This is a genomic window from Serratia sp. HNCC26DJ206 (assembly GCF_057180605.1).
Map to the genome: position 1 here is coordinate 94,396 of NZ_JBXUGP010000005.1, position 17,318 is coordinate 111,713.

The window sequence follows — 17,318 nt, forward strand, 5'->3', positions numbered from 1 at the left end:
CGACTGCCGAACTGGAAACCGATCATCATGCTCAGAGCGACACCAGAGGCAAAAGGGTTATTGAGCTTGTGGCATGGCTAGTCGTTTCAGGCGGGTAAATGATGATGACAGGGCACCTTACCTGGAACCCGCCATCATTGAGTTGCATTAATACCGATAAGTGGGTTGATTACCTGATTTCACTGATCTTCACCTCCCACACCTTCCGCGTTATTGACCATCATCACTGGCGCAGCCATAAAGGCAGCGACGCCCACGATAACAAAAAGAGTAATAATCACTGTTATTAACATGCGATCACCCCATCAATATGACGTTGTTACGGTTGGCTCTCTGTTTCGGCTAAAAACTTCTCGGACCTGGACCACTCAGGTTGGCGGTTGCGGGTAATTTCAGATTAGCTGGTTTTTCCGGATGATGACAAGTCATCCGGTAAGGCTTTTTATTCATATGACCAACGAGGTGGGGATTGCAGGCAGCAGGTGCTGGATCAGCAGCTTGCTTCGAGCCCAGTATCTTCTAACCAGGTTCCGCAGGTTTGATTTTTGCCCTTTCTCTTCGCTTGATACAGTTGGGCGTCCGCCTGTAGCAAGAAATCGGCCAGCGTACCGGTGCTTTCAGCACTTCGGCAACAGACTCCCAGGCTGATACTGACAAAGGGCGATACCGAGGAGTCGGCATGAGGGATCTCCTGCTCAATCAGTTGTGATCTTATTGACTCCGCCACGGCCATCGCACCACTCAATTCGGTATTGGGCAGCAGACAGGCAAACTCCTCTCCACCGTAGCGGGCAACCAGATCGGTAGCGCGCTTCAGGGCATTGTAGATAGTTTTTGCCACACGGCGTAAGCAGTCATCTCCTGCCAAGTGACCATACAAATCGTTATATTTCTTGAAAAAATCGACATCAATAATAATCAGGCTAAGCGGTGTCTGGTGACGGCTGGCCAGTTTCCACTCCTGCTCCAGCCGCTCGTCAAAATAGCGCCGGTTATGTACTTCGGTTAAGCCATCCAAATAGACTAATTGACGTAGCAAGTCAGATTGCGCCTTCAGCAACAGATGGGTGCGCACTCGCGCTCTCACCGTGTTTCTGTTGATTGGCTTGCTGATGAAATCCACCGCACCTTCATCAAAACAGCGAGTTTCGGTCTCTTCATCAATATGAGCGGTGACAAAGATAATCGGGATATCCTTGGTTTCAGGCAGAGCCTTGAGTTGGGCACACACCTCATAGCCACTGATGTCCGGCATTTCAATATCCAGCAAAATCAGATCCGGCTTCTGCTTAATACAGACATCCAGCGCCTGTTTGCCATTGGTTGCCATACAAACCTGATAATCGGTAGAGAACGCTTGATATAACACCTGAATATTGATCGGGTGATCGTCGACAATCAGCAGCTTTGGCTTATCTAAACTCGGTAAAAACACGACGGTATCTTGATCAATTATCGTCATTACTTTCATTCCTTTGAATTAAACAGCCGTCCAGCAACGCTTGAGCTATCTGGATGGCCAGCGCAAAGTCTAATTGGTTAATCGCATGACTCAGCGGAGAAAATGCCTCACCCACTTGGTGGCCAAAAGTCGCCTGTAATTGATTCATCGCTTCCAGTGCTGCCATATCTGAATTTTGTAACAGCAATATCAGTGCGTTCAGCTCAGAGCCAAGAGAATCTGTCTTCCCGTTCCCGGCTGAATCCGCATCAGCAGCCTTCCCTTGCAGCATGTGGCTCAATTCTACCATCCCGAGCTGCACGGACCGCGCTTGATCTTTTATTTCACTCAGCAAGCTCGCTATCGTCTCTGGTTCAGGTATTGATGCACCGCTCAGTAACGTCTCCCCCTTGCCGGCATTCTGCGACAGATGCGTTGCACCAAGCTGCGCGGCCAGCCCCTTGACCGTGTGTAACAGACGCGATGCAGATCGCCAATCCTGCTGCGCGACCAGCGTATCCAGTTGTTCAGGGAAATCGGCCAGTTCTGCCCCAAACAGCGAGATCATTTTCTGCAACAACGGAATGTCCCCACCTAATCGATTAAGCGCCGACTCCAGTTCAATCCCTGCCACCGCTGCTGCCTCTTTCCATTCCACTAATAGCGGTGAAAGCGTCTCTTTATGTGTGGCAATCGCTATTTCAGGCTGTTTGCTGTATTTCCGTACCACACGGATCAGATTATTCAGGTCAAAGGGTTTACCAATATGGTCGTTCATCCCTGCCGCCAAACAGGCATCGCGATCGGAAGCCATCGCATTGGCGGTCATGGCAATAATAGGTAAATCCACCAGCCCCAGCGTGTTGCGAATATACTGCGTCGCGCTTAAACCATCCATGACGGGCATCTGCAAATCCATCAACACCACATCAAAGACGGAGACGTTATCCTGCAGGATATCAATCGCCTCCTGACCATGATTGGCAATCTGAACAATAGCCCCTTCATCCTCCAACAATTCGCGGGCAATCTGCTGGTTGTTCACGTTATCTTCGACCACCAACAGCCTGATACCAGGCAATTGTTCCGAAGGGGCCACCAGTCTGGGCGGCGAATTTTCTGGCTGTTTGCCTTCGCTTAATGCATCGGTCACTGAATCCAGCAGCATAGAAGCCGTAATAGGTTTGACCAGATAGCCATCAAGCAACGCCTGATCTTCCTCGCTGCGCTGCAACAGCATTTCGCGATCGTGGGCGGTGATCATAACAATCATCGGCACAATCCCTTCCGGCATGAGTTCGCGTACAGACTTACTGGTCTGCCAGCCGTCCAATCCCGGCATTTGCCAGTCAATGAATAGCGCACCGTAGGTAATACCTTGCTCACGTTGCTGCTGCATCAGTTGCAACGCTTCGCTGCCACTGTTGGCCACGTCAACGGTCCATTTTAACGATTCGCCCATGCGCTTAATCAGATCGCAGGCCGTCGGGTTGTCATCAACCACCAAGACGCGTAGATAATTTAATGCATGAGCCCTGACCGCCAATGGCTCAGGCACCTCACTCACCATCGATGAACGAGCAGGAACAGGCAGCGTAATGGTGAAATGGAACAGACTGCCATGACCCACCTGGCTTTCTAACTCCAGAGTCCCGCCCATTAAGGCCACAAAACGTTGGCTGATCACCAGCCCCAATCCCGAACCGCCGAAACGGCGAGTGATAGAGGCTTCCGCTTGCGTAAACCCACTGAAAATGCGTTCCTGATGTTCAGGCGCGATCCCAATCCCGGTGTCGCGAACACCGAAATGCAAGGCCACCTGATGGCTGTCTTGCTGGACAACCTTGATAAACAGTATCACCTCTCCCTGTTCGGTAAATTTCAGCGCGTTGCCGCCAAGATTGATTAATATCTGTTGCAGCCGCATGCTGTCACCCACGACAAATGAGGGTAAGCGCGGATCAATATCAAACAGGACCTCAACGTTTTTCACTCTCAGGTTGCTGGATAGAATGACGGACAGATCCCGCAGCATGGTATGAATATCAAACGGGATGCATTCCAGAACCATTTTGCCCGATTCAATTTTCGAGAAATCCAGAATGTCATTCAGCAACCGCAACAGCGTACGGGCAGCCGCTTCAATTTTGATGGCATAGTCAGCCTGTTTATTATTGAGCCCGGTTCTCCTTAATAGGGTCATCATCCCCAGAACAGCATTCATTGGCGTACGTAATTCATGGCTCATGGTCGCCAGAAATGCCGATTTGGCATGATTCGCTGCCTCTGCCGCTTGCCTGGCTGCCCGCAGGATATTCTCATCCTCATACTGTTGAGTGACATCACGATTTATCCCCATCATTGAGACCGGACGGCCATTCTCATCCCGTTCAACCATCCCGCTTGATTGAATAAACCGGACTTGGTTATTGATCACAATGCGGAAATTCTGGCGGTAAACACTTTCGCTTTCCAGCGCCATTTTCACTGCATGTGTAACCTCTTGGCGATCGTCTGGATGCAGCAGGCTATACCAATGCTCCTGAGGAATAGGCGCATGACATAACTCCGCGGGCAGCGCATAAATATCATTCATGCGCTCATCAAAAGAGAAGGTTTTATCTGGAATATTCCAAAACCAGATGCCCAACTCCGCCACATCGGCGGCCCGGATCAATTGGTTACGGGCAATAGTCAGGCTAGCCTGCTGATTTTTGCTGGTGGTAATATCAATCTGGATGGAGATATAGCGTTCAATCTCGCCTGCACTATTTTTAAACGGTGCAATGGTGGTATCCACCCAATAAATGCTCCCATCCTTCGCTTTGTTGCAGATTTCTCCCCGCCAAGAGGTTCCGCTGGCGATATCTTTCCACATCGCTTGCCAAAACTCAGTGGGATGAGTATGCGAGTCTAATAGACGATAATTCTGGCCAACCAACTCGTCCCGCTGATAACCACTGATTTTACAAAATGCGTCATTAACCTCAGTAATTAGCCCATGACTATCAGCGGAAGAAATGATGCCATGCAAATTAAGGGTGCTGAGCAACGCGTTATTTTCACGTAAAGCGGCCTCAAGCCGCATATAGGTGGCTTTACGTTCACTGATATCCGATTCAATGGCCATAAACCCGATAGGTTCATTCTGATCGTTGTAGCGCGGTTGAATTTCTAATTCAATCCAGTATTCCTGGCCTGACTTAGACCGGTTGATGATTTCACCATTAAACGGCTCGCCGGCATCCAATGCGGCTTTCATTGCCGCAGCAACCTTCTTATCGGTATTGGCACATTGCAGTAATTGCCCAGGAGACTGACCAAGGACTTCGGTTTTACTGTAGCCCGTAATACGTTCAAAACCCTCGTTAACCCACAGGATACGCCGGTCAACATCTGTAATGATCACCGCATTAGAGGTATTTTTAGCCACCAGCGCCAAGCGTTCAAGATCTGCCGTCATATTACGTGCCAGCATTTCTGCACGATATCGTCCGTTTATTTGTTGCCGCAGCAATAACGCCAGTGCGGAACTGAGCAACAAACCAAAAGCAAACAATAACCACGGAGCGTAACGTTCCGTCAGTGCCTCAAAGGACGGGGTACTGGTTACCCGTAGGGTCATCTCGCGCCCTGGCAGCGTCAATGTATTTATCTGGCGGAATGTTCTGGCATTGATGACCTGATCGCTATGCTCTGCTTTTGGCATAAAACCTGGTTTTTGGCTGCCATCGGCATCAAAAACCAAATGTTGTGCAAAGAGGTCGTGCGCGCCATTAAACAGCTCGATATCCATTCGTCTGTTAGTGAACTCTGGAATATCACGTAACAGATCGGCAATCACGATAGGCGAATAGAGCAGCCCCACCAATGATGCCTGCCTCTCCACAGGCGTAACAGGGTTGGTACCATAGGCATAAACCGGCACAAACAGCAGAACCCCGGGCGTTTTACGGTTATCCTGCACTAAATGAAGGGTGCCAGACAGCGTAGGTTGGCCAGTATTAATCGCCGATAGAATAGCCGCACGCCGGACAGATTCAGAGCCAACGTCAAGCCCTTCAACACCATAATTATTTTCAACCGGCTCAATATATTTAGTGATATACAGATCGTCGTAATGCTTGTCATCAAGCTGGTGGACAGTAAAGTCCGGGGCACCATCCGCTCTGACCTGCGCAAGAAACGCCTCCAGATGGTTACGTTGCACCCGTTGAATAAAACCAAACCCTCGAACCCCTGGGAACTCAACCGACAGGTCATGGGATGCCACATAGGCACGAAACTGTTCACGATTTAAATCGTTATTGGTGGCATAAGCACCTTTCGCGCCATTCAGGCCGTATACCGGTTGAGAAAAACGCCTGACAATCTCACCAGAAATCCGCTCAACGTTGCGTTGAAATTCAGCCTTGGCATTAAGTTCAATCTCGTTATAAAGCCGCCATGCCCCAACGCCTGATAAGATCACCCCAACAATAAATAACAATACCGGCAAGAGGTTAACCTGCTGTGACAAATAGTTATCCCAGAAGGAGAAGACTTTCCGGGTGCGAGTACTTTCATTGGATCGTGGAGGTGCCATATAGCGTCACATTCCCTATAAACAGCAATAGCTCAAGCATAGCCGTATTACTATGTGATTCAAGGTGGGCAGAGGCTTTGTTTAACGGAAGTGATAACCCTGCACGGGGGCGGTAGCGGCTGTAATGGCAGGGTCAATCGACTATCGGTGGTGACAACCTCAAATCTCTGGGTTAGGCTAGGTGCGTTTACCAACGTCTTTTAGTCTAGGTTAAACCGATAAATCCTGTAAAATCATAGCATTAGCAGAGTATCCGCAAGCATTCAGGATTTATAAATTTAACAATAAATCAATAGGTAAGTGTATTGATACAAGAACACCACCTCTCATTAGTCTGCGCCCTCAGTAAATGGGTTGAAACTCACCTCGGGCGAGTGATCCACTTGGAAGAACTGGCTGAGTATTCCGGCTACTCTCTGTGGCATATGCAGAAGCTGTTTAAAGAAGCGACAGGGATCTCGCTGGGCAAATATATTCGTGAACGCCGTCTTGCCGGAGCGGTGTACCAACTGCGCAGCAGTGAAGCTTCCATTTTTGACATCGCGCTGGATTTTGGCTTTGGTTCTCAGTCACATTTCACTTACATGTTCAGAAAACGTTTCGATATCACTCCGTATGATTTCCGCCAGGACCTGAGCGTAGATCTGCATATTGAGCCCCCCTTGCACGTCATTCATCAGAAAATGGCCTGAACCACGCCTCAAGCGCGATAATACGCCAGCAATAATGCCAGTATGGCCACCAGTGCTGGCAATGCCTGAACCCAGAGAATTTTGCGGCTGGCGGTCAAACCGCCGAAAACGCCCGCGATCAGCACGCAGCCCAGAAAAAACAGTTGGGTAGGCACATCCTGCCGCCACATTCCCCACAGCAAGCCAGCTGCAAGAAAACCGTTATACAGCCCTTGGTTTGCCGCCAATACTCGCGTGGCGGCGGCAAACTCTGCCGTTGTGCCAAAAGCACGCCTTCCCGCTGGCGTTTGCCAGAGAAAGACTTCCAGAACAAAAATGTAAATATGTAAGAGCGCAACGAAGAGAATCAGTATGGCGGCAATGAGCATCATATTTTATCGGCTTATTCTTGGGCATGAATATAAAGTATAAACTTGCTCTCTGATCTGCCTATGCCAAGGCGTAAAAAAATCCGCCGAAGCGGATTTTTAATTAACTACTTAGGGTTAGTTTAGCATCACCGAAACCAAGGCAGCAATTGAAAGCCAGAATAGAGTCGTTGCAATCACAATATGATATAACCTTGTACGAGAGAGTAATTGGTTCATAGCAACCTCACAACGTCAACGAGCCGACAGACCAAATTCACCCATTAAGATCAACCTTAGTTCAACATGATTTTTTTTATTTGCGGCAGATCACTTTTTCACTAAATGATAATCTTTCAGCAAAAAAGATCTTTTAACCCGGCAAAACGCTTTCGCTACCTATATTTAACTGTAACGCCAACGTGGATTGTCACAGTAAATGCGCCATAGCCTAAACTGACAGTATAAAAGCGTTAACGAAGAGGATGCGATAGCATTATGTACGCATTAGTGATGTTCGTTTGCTATCTGGATGGTGGCTGTGCCGATATTGTGGTTGATGTCTTGCGTGATGAGCAGCAATGCCTGCTGGTGATGAAAGAACAGCGGCTGCGCCATGCCGGTTGTTATCCGATTGAGGATTTTATCGACGGCCTGTGGTTGCCCGCCAGCGAGTAAAACCCTATCTGAATTTAAAAGAAAAAGGCAGAGTTCGCATTCTGCCTTTTGACCACTTCCCGACACAGGAATGGGGTAGACAGATGCAGGTGCGAGCTATGCCCTCCTGCATCTGGAAATAAACGCTTAGAAACGATAGGTCAAGCTGGTCGCAACGATGTTGTCGTTGTTCAGACGCAGTTTGTTGCTATCGTCGTTCAACTGGTTGATTTTATAATCAACGTAGGCGTACATATTTTTGTTGAAGTAATAGGTCGCACCGATATCAACATAGTTTGCCAAATCGGTATCACCAATCCCTTCGATATCTTTGCCTTTAGATTGCACATAAGCCAGAGAAGGACGCAGTCCGTTTTCGAACTGGTATTGCGCGACGATTTCAACGTTCTGAGTCTTTTTAGCCGCACCCTTCACGCCATTAACGGTGATTGGGGTCATGTTGCGAGTTTCTGCGTACATAACCGCCAGATAGAGCTGATTAGCATCGTATTTCAGCCCGGTCGTCCAAGCTGAAGCGCTGCCATCACCGTGACCGTAGAGGGCATTTTTCTGTGCTTCAGTACGATTGGAATCAGAATAGGCTGCCGCTGCGCCAATACCGCTGCCACCGATGTCCTGATAAACCGCTGACAGACCGTAGCCGTCACCGTTCTGGCGGTGCAGGTCGCGGCCTTCGTTTTTACCCTGATACTGCAGCGCTACGTTCAAGCCATCCACCAGACCGAAGAAATCACGGTTACGGTAGGTTGCCAGACCGGTAGAACGGCTGGTCATGAAGTTGTCAGTTCTTGAGTAAGAGTCGCCACCGAACTCTGGCAGCATATCGGTAAAGGATTCAACATCGTACACAACGCCGTAGTTACGGCCGTAATCGAATGAACCGTAGTCTTTGAGCTTCAGGCCCGCAAAGCCCAGACGGGTTTTGCTGCCTTCGTTCGCATCGCTGCCTTCGCTTTTGTCGGCTTGATATTGGTATTCCCACTGACCATAACCGGTCAGTTGATCGTTAACCTGCGTTTCGCCTTTGAAACCTAAACGAACGTAAGATTTATCACCGCTTTCCTTGCTGTCACTGACAAAGTAATGTTTGCCGTTCACGCGGCCATACAGATCGAGTTTATTGCCATCTTTATTGTAGATTTCTGCCGCATTGGCCATTGAAGTAACGGTACCGAGGGCGACCGCCAGAGCGAGTACACTGCGTTTCATAATTTCTTTCCTAGATATTAATTAAAATCTGCCCGTCACGCCCAATTTATGGTTTGGGCTGTGATCTTTATCGTTGTGTATTTTATGAAGGCCCTCAATTAAGAGCCATGTGACATTATCATCATGAATAAAAACTTAAAATCAAAAAGTTCATAAAATAGCGGCTGTAAACCATGTTTATTTGTAACAAAACATTAACAAAAAAGATTGTCGTAACCAGCTGATTAAATTTAATATTTTTAACTTTTTTGATAAGTTAACAGATGAAACAGTTCTTCTATGAGCAGAAAAGTTTCATTTTGTTTGATTTTTACCCGCCAAGCAACGACCTCAATCTTGGCAGGATGGCTCATCGAATTGCCTATTTCACATTTCTGCATATCTAAATCGAGTTAAGTGATTTAACCGATTTAGCTTTCATTCTATTAGTTCGTTTATCTTAGACAGCATAAGAAATACCTTAAATTAATGAACAGGTACCCTTCGCTATCAAAATCATTAAATAAAATACTCGGTTGTTGCGCAGAAAATAACGGCAGCACCGCAGGTTCTTTTTAACCTGCGGCGCTGAGGAAGGGATCAGAACAGGGTACTACGCGGGATTTCAATCAGCATCATGCCAGCACGCAATCCTAGAGCCACGCTGGGATTCGGGAACAATATCCACTCCTGATCATGCTGCACCCGGTATATCTCGCCAGGTTGTTCACACAACAAGGTTCCCCGTGCCAATGCAGTAAAGTTAGCCGTGTCATGACTCAAATGCAGCTTGAATGCTTCACTGCGCTTAATCAGTGATTGCTCCACGCGGAATACCCGCACGGGAGCCTGCGCACGTTGCGGCAGCGGTTCGGCGCTGATAAACGCCCGTAATGCCTGATGAATACCCGCAAACTGCTGCAAATCGTTGCTGCCAAACGGCCGTGCCTTTCCCAGCTCTAATGTGCAACTGGCAGCCTGCCATTGTTCACTGGAGAAATGGCTGAAAGTGCCCCCCGGAGCCTGATGGATCACCACGGCATCTAACGCCGCTGCCTCCAGCAGCGCCAGCATTTCCGCGCTGTATGGCCGGTTTTGGAACGGCAACAAGCCAAAGCGCGGTAAATGCGATTCGCGGATCGCCGTATGCAAATCAAAGTGAAAGCGTGCGGCGCTTTCTCCGGCAAAGAAGGCACCGATCGCCTGCTCTAGCCGCTGCGCCCGCGCGGTTTCCCCGCAAGGTTCAAACTGAGCGTAGCGGCCACCGAACATGCGGTTCATATCGCTGCTCAAGTAGCGCTTACCGGCGCGCATCGCCGGTGGGTTGCCTAACACCACCAGCAAACGTACCGCCAACGCTCGGGTGCCCGCGAGTATTTCACCCACGCATTGGTTCAGTAATTCGATAGGTGCCGTTTCATTGCCGTGGATACCGGCAGAAATCACCGCCGCCCGTTGATAACCGTGCAGCGGGCAGATCTCCAGCAGCCCTTCCCCCAGCCACTGCCAACGCAACGTCGCATTTTCACCACGGGATTGCGACGGGGTTTCCCCCGCCAACGTGAGCGCCAATAAGTCGATCATGATTGCTCCGGTTATTGCTGGAACGGGTAAACAGACCCCAAACCGAGGATCGAGGTCAAGGCATCCAGTGCATCACGCCCTTCACGCAGCAACTGCGGGTCCGCCAGATCGCCCTGCGTCAGGCGATCGCGATAATAGCGATCGACCCACTGGTTAAGGGTGGTAAACAGCGCGTCATTCATCATCACCCGCGGGTTGACTGCCCGCAGTTCCTGCTCATTCATCGCCACCCGCAGCCGCAGGCAAGCCGGGCCACCGCCGTTGCGCATGCTCTCACGCAGATCGAATACCTTGATTTCATCAATCGGGCCGCCGCTGGCCACCATTTCCGTCAAATAGTGCCAAACCCCTTCGTGCTGGCGGGACTCTTCCGGCACCACGATCATCATTCGGCCATCCGCTTTGGTCAGTAGTTGGCTGTTGAACAGGTAAGTCGCTACCGCATCCGCCACGCTAACGCGCGCGGTGGGCACTTCGATCGCCACCAGTTCAGATCCCACCGAGGCCATCTTGCGCCGGACTTCATCCAGCCCGCGCTGCTGATGCAAAAAAGCCTGCTGATGATGAAACAGAACCTGCTGATTGCTGACCGCAATCACATCGTTATGGAACACTCCTTGATCGATCACCGCCGGATTCTGCTGCAAAAAGACCGTCTGCTCTGCGTCCAACTGATGCAAGCGGGCGATCGCTTCGCTGGCTTCCCGCGTCTGCCGAGCCGGATAGCGCGTTGGAGCCTGCTCCCCACCGAACTCCTGCCGACCATAAACGAACACCTGCACGCCTCGCTGGGCATAATCGCCCCCTAGCCGGTTATGGTTAGCCGCCCCTTCATCGCCGAACAGCGCCACCTGTGGCAAAGCCTCATGATGCACAAAATGCTGCCGATCGCTGAAAATCGCCCGCAGCACGGCGGAGGTGGTTTCCGCCTCGATCGCCCGGTGGAATTTGTTATTCAGGTTGGCAGCGGTGAAGTGCACTTTGCCATCGGCGCTGTCGGCAGAAGGTGACACCGTCGCCGCATTGGCGGTCCACATGGCAGAGGCCGAACTGAGTGCGGAAAGCAGTTGCGGTGCCGTGCGCATCGCCTGAGCCAGCACGCTTTCATCGGAGCCGCTGAACCCCAGTTTACGCAGCATCGGCAGATGCGGGCGTTCCTGCGGCGGCAACACCCCTTGCTGAAAACCTAAATCCGCCAGCGCTTTCATTTTCAGCAAGCCCTGCTTAGCCGCCAGCTTCGGGTTGGATACCGCATTGCGATGCTGGGTTGAGGCTTCATTACCAAACGACAACCCAGCATAGTGGTGCGTCAAACCGACCAACCCATCGAAATTGACTTCATATCCCGACATTGTTCTCTCCTCTGGGCATCAGTTAAACGACAAACCGGGTGACAGGCTGGTTGGCAGCGTCAGGCTGGGGCTTTCCAGCGACGCCATCGGCCAGGCGCAATAATCTGCCGCATAGAACGCACTCGGCCGATGGTTGCCCGAAGCCCCGACGCCGCCAAAAGGAGCAGCACTGGAAGCACCGGTCAACGGCTTGTTCCAGTTCACAATACCGGCGCGCGCTTCCAGCAGCAGTTGTTCGAACTGCTCACGCTGCGGTGACACCAACCCCACAGACAATCCGTAGCGCGTGTTGTTGGCGATGCGCAATGCGTCGTCAAAGCTGTCGTAACGGATGATGGTGGTCAGCGGGCCGAAATACTCTTCGTCCGGCACATTAGCAACGCCCGTAACGTCAATAATCCCAGGGCTGAGTAAGGCGCTGCCGCTCGCCAACTGCCGCAGAGTCAGCAAGGCCTTGCCCCCTAACGCCAGCAGTTGCTGCTGTGCTGCCAGCATCTTCTCGGCTGCGGCAACCGAGATTACCCCGCCCATAAACGGCTGCGGTTCGGCATCCCAGCGGCCAATACGTAAAGCGCCAGCGACTTCGACCAAACGCTCGATAAAGGCATCGCCTTCCGGCCCGCGTTTGACCAGAATACGACGCGAACAGGTACAACGCTGCCCGGCAGAGATAAACGCCGATTGGATCGCCAGGTTCACCACCGCATCACAGTCTTCAATCTGTTCGACGATCAGCGCGTTATTGCCGCCCATCTCCAACGCCAGGATTTTTTCCGGCTGCCCGGCCAGTTGACGATGCAGGTGGTAGCCGGTATTGGCACTGCCGGTAAACAGTAACCCGTCGATGTTCTGGCTGGCGGCCAGCGCCTCACCGGTTTCTCGCCCGCCTTGCACCAGATTGATCACTCCATCCGGCAAACCGGCCTGCAACCAGAGTTTCAGCGTCGCCTCCGCCGTCAACGGCGTCAGTTCACTCGGTTTGAACACCAGGGTATTGCCCGCCAGCAAGGCAGGGACTATATGGCCGTTCGGCAGATGGCCGGGGAAGTTGTACGGCCCAAACACCGCCAGCACGCCGTGCGGGCGATGGCGCAGCACCGAAGCACCGTCGGCCATGGCCGTTTCTGTTATGCCGGTGCGCGTCTGATAGGCTTGCAGGGAGATCCCCACTTTGCCGATCATCGCCTGCACTTCGGTCAGGGTTTCCCAGCGCGGCTTACTGGTTTCACGGCTGATCGCTTCCGCCAAATCCTGCTTATGCTCTTCCAGCAGGGCCGCAAAGCGTTTGACCAACTGCTCACGCTCGGCAAACGGCGTACGAGCCCAGGCGGGAAACGCACCGCGCGCGGCTTCACAAGCGGCGGCCACATCGGCCGCATCCGCCGCGTTAGCCTGCCACAACGGTTGGTTATCTACCGGATCGGTTTTACCGAATTCAGCGCCATGGCCTTCACGCCAAGTTCCGTTAATCAACAATGCTGGGTGTGACATTACGCCTTCTCCTGTGCAATAAGCGTGATTACCCGCACCTGGCTGCCTTGTTCAACGCCAAGCGCCGCTGCGGTTTCGGCATTGATGCGCAGACGATCGTCATGCAGATCGGCATGCACCAGCAGTGCGCGGTAATGGGGATAGTTGTCGTTAGCCACCAGATACACCGGGGCATCGCTGTTCATTGGCACATCGTCCAGTACCACTTTTACCAGTTTGCTGCGCTTCACCGCGCGGATCTCGTCGATCTCCGCCTCCAGCGTTGGGCCACCGTCGAAGATATCCACATAACCCTGATAACGCAGCCCTTCGGCCTCCAGCAACCGGCGCGCCGGAGCGGTTTGCGGGTGGACTTCACCAATCACCTTCTGAGCATCTTCGGCGAGGAAGTCGACATACAGCGGATGTTTTGGCATCAGTTCGGCGATAAAGGCTTTCTGCCCGGTGCCGCTCAGGTAATCCGCCTTGGCAAACTCAATGGAAAAGAAGTGGCGGCCGACGCTTTCCCAGAACGGTGAACGGCCGTTCTCGTCGGAAAAACCACGCATTTCGGCAATCACTTTACGGGAAAAATGCTCGCGGAACGCTGCCATAAACAGGAAACGCACTTTAGACAGCAGCTTGCCGTTCTCGCCGTGACGATAGTCAGGATCGAGGAACAGCGTACACAGTTCCGAATGGCCGGTATGGTCATTACTCAGAAACAGCGTCGGCACCGATTTGTACACGTTAAGCTGTTTTGAGGCATGCACCTGCGTGCCCACGCGAAAACTGTACCAGGGCTCGGATAACCCCACCGCCACCTCGATGGCGCTGACGCCAACCACTTGTTGACGCTCGGTATCTTCCAGGGCAAACAGGTAACACTGTTCGCTTTTCGGCAGTTCGCCTTGCCAGGTTTTTAACGCCCGCTCAATACGTGCCGACAGCGTATCTTCATTCTGCGGCAGAGAAGTCAAACCAATACCGGATTTACCGGCAAGCGTCAGTAAGTCAGCCAGATCGCGACGCGCTATAGGGCGGATAATCATCATGATGCGAACCTCGAAAATCGTCTCCCCAGGGTTTTTCACGCCAACCGGGGATAGGCTGCACCACTTGGGTGCAGCCGCTTTATTAACTGCAAATCCGCGCGACAGCACGCGCGAACCGCGCCAGCCCTTCTTTAACATCCTGTTCCGGGATGATCAGCGAAGGGGTGAAGCGCACCACGTCTGGGCCGGCGATCAGGGCAATCACCCCTTCCTCGTTGGCCAGTTGCGTGATCTGTTTAGCCTTACCCACATAGTCCTTGCTTAATACACAACCAATCAGCAGACCGCCACCGCGGATTTCCGCAAAGATCGGATACTGTTGATTGATTTTATTCAACCCATCGATAAACCACTGGTGACGCTGTTTTACCCCGTCCAACACTTCCGGGGTGTTGATCAGGGAGAACACTGCACCGGCCACCGCCGTTGCCAGCGGGTTTCCGCCATAGGTGGTGCCGTGAGTGCCGACGCCCAGCGTTTTCGCCAGTTTGTCCGTGGTGATCATCGCCCCGATCGGGAAGCCGCCGCCCAGCGCCTTGGCGGTGGTTAACACATCCGGCACCACGCCGTATTGCATATAGGCATACAGATGCCCGGTACGGCCCACGCCGGTTTGTACCTCATCAAAGATCAGCAATGCGCCGTGGCGATCGCACAATTCACGCAACCCCTGCAAGAACAGCGGATCGGCGGGCAACACGCCGCCTTCGCCCTGGATCGGCTCGACGATCACCGCGCAGGTGTTGGCATTAATCACTTCTGCCGCCGCAGCCAGATCGTTAAACGGTGAGTGGATAATCCCACCGGGCAGCGGTGCAAAATCCTGCGAATACTTTGGCTGACCACCGGCTGAAACGGTAAACAGCGTGCGGCCATGGAAAGCATTGTTGAACGCCACAATCTGATTCTTTTCGCTGCCGCTATTATCCAGCGCATACTTGCGCGCCAGCTTTAACGCGGCTTCGTTGGCTTCCGCCCCGGAGTTGCAGAAAAACACTTTTTCAGCAAAGGTGGCGTCGATCAGCTGTTTTGCCAGGCGCAACACCGGTTCGTTGGTATAACCATTGCCCAAGTGCCACAGCTTGCCTGCCTGTTCCACCAGCGCTGCCTTGACCTGCGGATGAGCGTGCCCCAGCGCGTTCACGGCAATCCCGCCGGCAAAGTCGATATAAGACTTGCCCTGCTGATCCCAGACGTGTGATCCCTCTCCCCGCACCAGAATAAAATCAGCAGGTGCATAGACTGGGACCATCCAGTCATCGAAAGACTGGCGGGTAACTGCGATTGGCTGTTCCATAGTGACCTCATGAACTTCAGCAAAGGCTGAATTTTGACTGTAAGGGCCGTTCCTGCACCGGAAGCAATGCAACACCACAAAAAATCGTCTTGCTGATGAGATTTTCTGACCGACGATAATTCTTCTTATCAGCGGCCATTCAGATACAAACCTGTTACATAAAATCGATTTTTCGCTATATCTGTCGCATTTAGCACCCCGGAACGGGGAATAAATGTTAACGAGTAGTTAAAATACATGTCGTTTCATAAAGAGTGTAGAGCAGCTATCGTGCCAAATCGGGTTTTTTAGCGTGTTTTGAAATTTTTTTCGTTAAAACAAGAAGTTATAATGCATAAATATTCAATATTTATGCATTGGTAATGAATAATGGAAAAAATACGGTGTGAAATCATCGTTGGCAGCGAAATCCTATTCAATCGCAAAATTCTTCTGTTTCTCTGATCGCGCTCGCAAAAATAATTTGGCCCGTTGGCGGAAGATTCACGCTTTTGCACCACGGCGGTGCATTAGGCGCACTCAATTGAGGCGTTCTGTCGCGCAATTCAGCCATTACGCGCCCTGACATATTTTTGCCCGTTCGCTGTCGCACAAAAATAAAGGCATTAACTACACTTTGATTGCGCCATCTCTCCCACTTTTGAGGCTCCAGCATGCCGAAGAAAATCGTTGATCTCAGCCAACCAGCCGCAGAACAGTGCACCGCCGCCTTTTTGCAGGCGTTGAATAGCGGTGTGGGCAAACCCATGGAGCAAATGAAGCCGAAAGAGGCGCGTAAGGTGCTGGAGGCGGTGCAACGCAGCGTCGAGGTACCGTTACATGACGTTGAAATTGAAGAAAAAACTATCCGCGTGGCGGGCAAGGAACTTCTGCTGCACATCGTGCGCCCGCCCAGAGTGAAGGGAAAATTACCGGCGTTTATGTTCTTCCACGGCGGTGGCTGGGTGCTGGGTGATTTCCTCACCCATGAGCGGCTGGTGCGCGATCTGGTTTACAGCTCCGGGGCGGTTGCGGTGTTTGTCAATTACACGCCGTCACCGGAAGCTCACTATCCCAGCGCGATTCATCAGGCCTACGCCGCCACCGAGTGGGTGGCGGAATTTGGCGAGAAAATCAACGTCGATAGCACGCGCCTGGCGGTGGTTGGCAACAGCGTGGGCGGCAATATGGCGGCGGTGGTCAGCCTGCTGGCGAAAGAACACGCCACGCCAGCGCTGCGTTGCCAGATCCTGCTGTGGCCGGTTACCCATGCCAGTTTTGATAGCGGGTCATATCATCAGTTCGCCGAAGGCCATTTCCTGACGCGCAATATGATGAAAGGGTTCTGGGATCATTACGCCCCTGATAAAGCCTTGCGCAAAGAGATCTACGCCTCACCGCTCAATGCCACGCTAGAACAGCTGAAAGGCCTGCCGCCAGCGCTGATCCAAACCGCAGAGCTGGACGTATTGCGTGACGAAGGCGAAGCCTATGCCCGCCTGCTGAACGCTGCGGGTGTTGAAGTCACGGCCACCCGCTACAACGGTCTGATCCACGATTACGGCCTGCTAAACCCGCTGGCCCACGTCCCGGCGGTGCATTCCGCCCTCCATCAGGCCGGGCGCGCGTTGAAACATTATCTGGCCTGAT

Annotated in this window: 12 protein-coding genes; 3 read left to right on the forward strand and 9 right to left on the reverse strand. The window is 52.0% G+C overall.

The features are described 5' to 3' along the window. Positions 1-490: 490 nt before the first annotated feature. Both AC2A1E_RS05010 and AC2A1E_RS05015 read right to left on the reverse strand, forming a co-directional pair. Complete coding sequence (locus AC2A1E_RS05010; protein ID WP_484382837.1) at positions 491-1,462, reverse strand: diguanylate cyclase; 972 nt, start codon at positions 1,460-1,462, stop codon at positions 491-493. Then, positions 1,449-6,026: a CHASE domain-containing protein gene (locus tag AC2A1E_RS05015; protein ID WP_484382838.1), complete on the reverse strand. Its 4,578-nt coding sequence runs from the start codon at positions 6,024-6,026 to the stop codon at positions 1,449-1,451. The genes AC2A1E_RS05010 and AC2A1E_RS05015 overlap by 14 nt, the downstream gene beginning before the upstream one ends. A gap of 305 nt (positions 6,027-6,331) precedes the next feature. Here AC2A1E_RS05015 and AC2A1E_RS05020 point away from each other — a divergent pair, with 305 nt between their 5' ends. Beyond that, entirely contained in the window at positions 6,332-6,718 is a 387-nt protein-coding gene (locus AC2A1E_RS05020; RefSeq protein ID WP_459402348.1) for a helix-turn-helix domain-containing protein, read from the forward strand. Between the two features lie 8 nt (positions 6,719-6,726). Here AC2A1E_RS05020 and AC2A1E_RS05025 read toward each other — a convergent pair whose 3' ends face one another. Next, entirely contained in the window at positions 6,727-7,089 is a 363-nt protein-coding gene (locus tag AC2A1E_RS05025; protein WP_484382839.1) for a DUF1304 domain-containing protein, read from the reverse strand. A 474-nt stretch (positions 7,090-7,563) separates the two neighbouring features. On the opposite strand from AC2A1E_RS05025, the gene AC2A1E_RS05030 reads away from it, so the two are divergent. After that, positions 7,564-7,743 carry a YdfD/YebW family protein gene (locus tag AC2A1E_RS05030; RefSeq protein ID WP_459402346.1) on the forward strand — a complete coding sequence of 60 codons (180 nt, stop codon included), beginning with the start codon at positions 7,564-7,566 and terminating at the stop codon, positions 7,741-7,743. A 126-nt stretch (positions 7,744-7,869) separates the two neighbouring features. Here the strand turns inward: AC2A1E_RS05030 and AC2A1E_RS05035 are convergent, their stop codons facing one another. From AC2A1E_RS05035 to AC2A1E_RS05060, 6 genes are all read right to left on the reverse strand, one after another. Continuing rightward, the gene (locus tag AC2A1E_RS05035) at positions 7,870-8,952 is read right to left on the reverse strand and encodes a porin (RefSeq protein ID WP_484382840.1); all 1,083 of its coding nucleotides are present in this window, start codon (positions 8,950-8,952) and stop codon (positions 7,870-7,872) included. A 579-nt stretch (positions 8,953-9,531) separates the two neighbouring features. Next, a complete protein-coding gene (gene astE / locus AC2A1E_RS05040) occupies positions 9,532-10,515 on the reverse strand; it encodes a succinylglutamate desuccinylase (protein WP_484382841.1) in 984 nt (327 codons plus the stop codon). Between the two features lie 11 nt (positions 10,516-10,526). Continuing rightward, complete coding sequence (gene astB / locus AC2A1E_RS05045; protein WP_484382842.1) at positions 10,527-11,867, reverse strand: N-succinylarginine dihydrolase; 1,341 nt, start codon at positions 11,865-11,867, stop codon at positions 10,527-10,529. Between the two features lie 18 nt (positions 11,868-11,885). After that, positions 11,886-13,358, reverse strand: coding sequence for a succinylglutamate-semialdehyde dehydrogenase (gene astD / locus AC2A1E_RS05050; RefSeq protein WP_484382843.1), 1,473 nt, complete (start codon positions 13,356-13,358; stop codon positions 11,886-11,888). Next, positions 13,358-14,392 (reverse strand): arginine N-succinyltransferase, encoded by a 1,035-nt coding sequence (gene astA, locus AC2A1E_RS05055; protein WP_484382900.1) that lies wholly within the window; start codon positions 14,390-14,392, stop codon positions 13,358-13,360. The genes astD and astA overlap by 1 nt, the downstream gene beginning before the upstream one ends. Before the next feature lie 82 nt (positions 14,393-14,474). Then, on the reverse strand, positions 14,475-15,689 hold the full coding sequence (locus tag AC2A1E_RS05060; protein ID WP_484382844.1) for a bifunctional succinylornithine transaminase/acetylornithine transaminase: 1,215 nt from the start codon (positions 15,687-15,689) through the stop codon (positions 14,475-14,477). A gap of 653 nt (positions 15,690-16,342) precedes the next feature. Between AC2A1E_RS05060 and AC2A1E_RS05065 the strand changes: the two genes are divergently transcribed. After that, entirely contained in the window at positions 16,343-17,317 is a 975-nt protein-coding gene (locus tag AC2A1E_RS05065; protein WP_484382845.1) for an alpha/beta hydrolase, read from the forward strand. Position 17,318 lies beyond the last annotated feature (1 nt).

Coding starts and splice junctions, on each gene's coding strand:
- AC2A1E_RS05025 (WP_484382839.1), bottom strand. CDS start 7,089: ATGATGCTCATTGCCGCCATACTGATTCTCTTCGTTGCGCTCTTACAT.
- AC2A1E_RS05015 (WP_484382838.1), bottom strand. CDS start 6,026: ATGGCACCTCCACGATCCAATGAAAGTACTCGCACCCGGAAAGTCTTC.
- astE (WP_484382841.1), bottom strand. CDS start 10,515: ATGATCGACTTATTGGCGCTCACGTTGGCGGGGGAAACCCCGTCGCAA.
- astA (WP_484382900.1), bottom strand. CDS start 14,392: ATGATGATTATCCGCCCTATAGCGCGTCGCGATCTGGCTGACTTACTG.
- AC2A1E_RS05065 (WP_484382845.1), top strand. CDS start 16,343: ATGCCGAAGAAAATCGTTGATCTCAGCCAACCAGCCGCAGAACAGTGC.
- astB (WP_484382842.1), bottom strand. CDS start 11,867: ATGTCGGGATATGAAGTCAATTTCGATGGGTTGGTCGGTTTGACGCAC.
- AC2A1E_RS05030 (WP_459402346.1), top strand. CDS start 7,564: ATGTACGCATTAGTGATGTTCGTTTGCTATCTGGATGGTGGCTGTGCC.
- AC2A1E_RS05060 (WP_484382844.1), bottom strand. CDS start 15,689: ATGGAACAGCCAATCGCAGTTACCCGCCAGTCTTTCGATGACTGGATG.
- astD (WP_484382843.1), bottom strand. CDS start 13,358: ATGTCACACCCAGCATTGTTGATTAACGGAACTTGGCGTGAAGGCCAT.
- AC2A1E_RS05010 (WP_484382837.1), bottom strand. CDS start 1,462: ATGACGATAATTGATCAAGATACCGTCGTGTTTTTACCGAGTTTAGAT.
- AC2A1E_RS05035 (WP_484382840.1), bottom strand. CDS start 8,952: ATGAAACGCAGTGTACTCGCTCTGGCGGTCGCCCTCGGTACCGTTACT.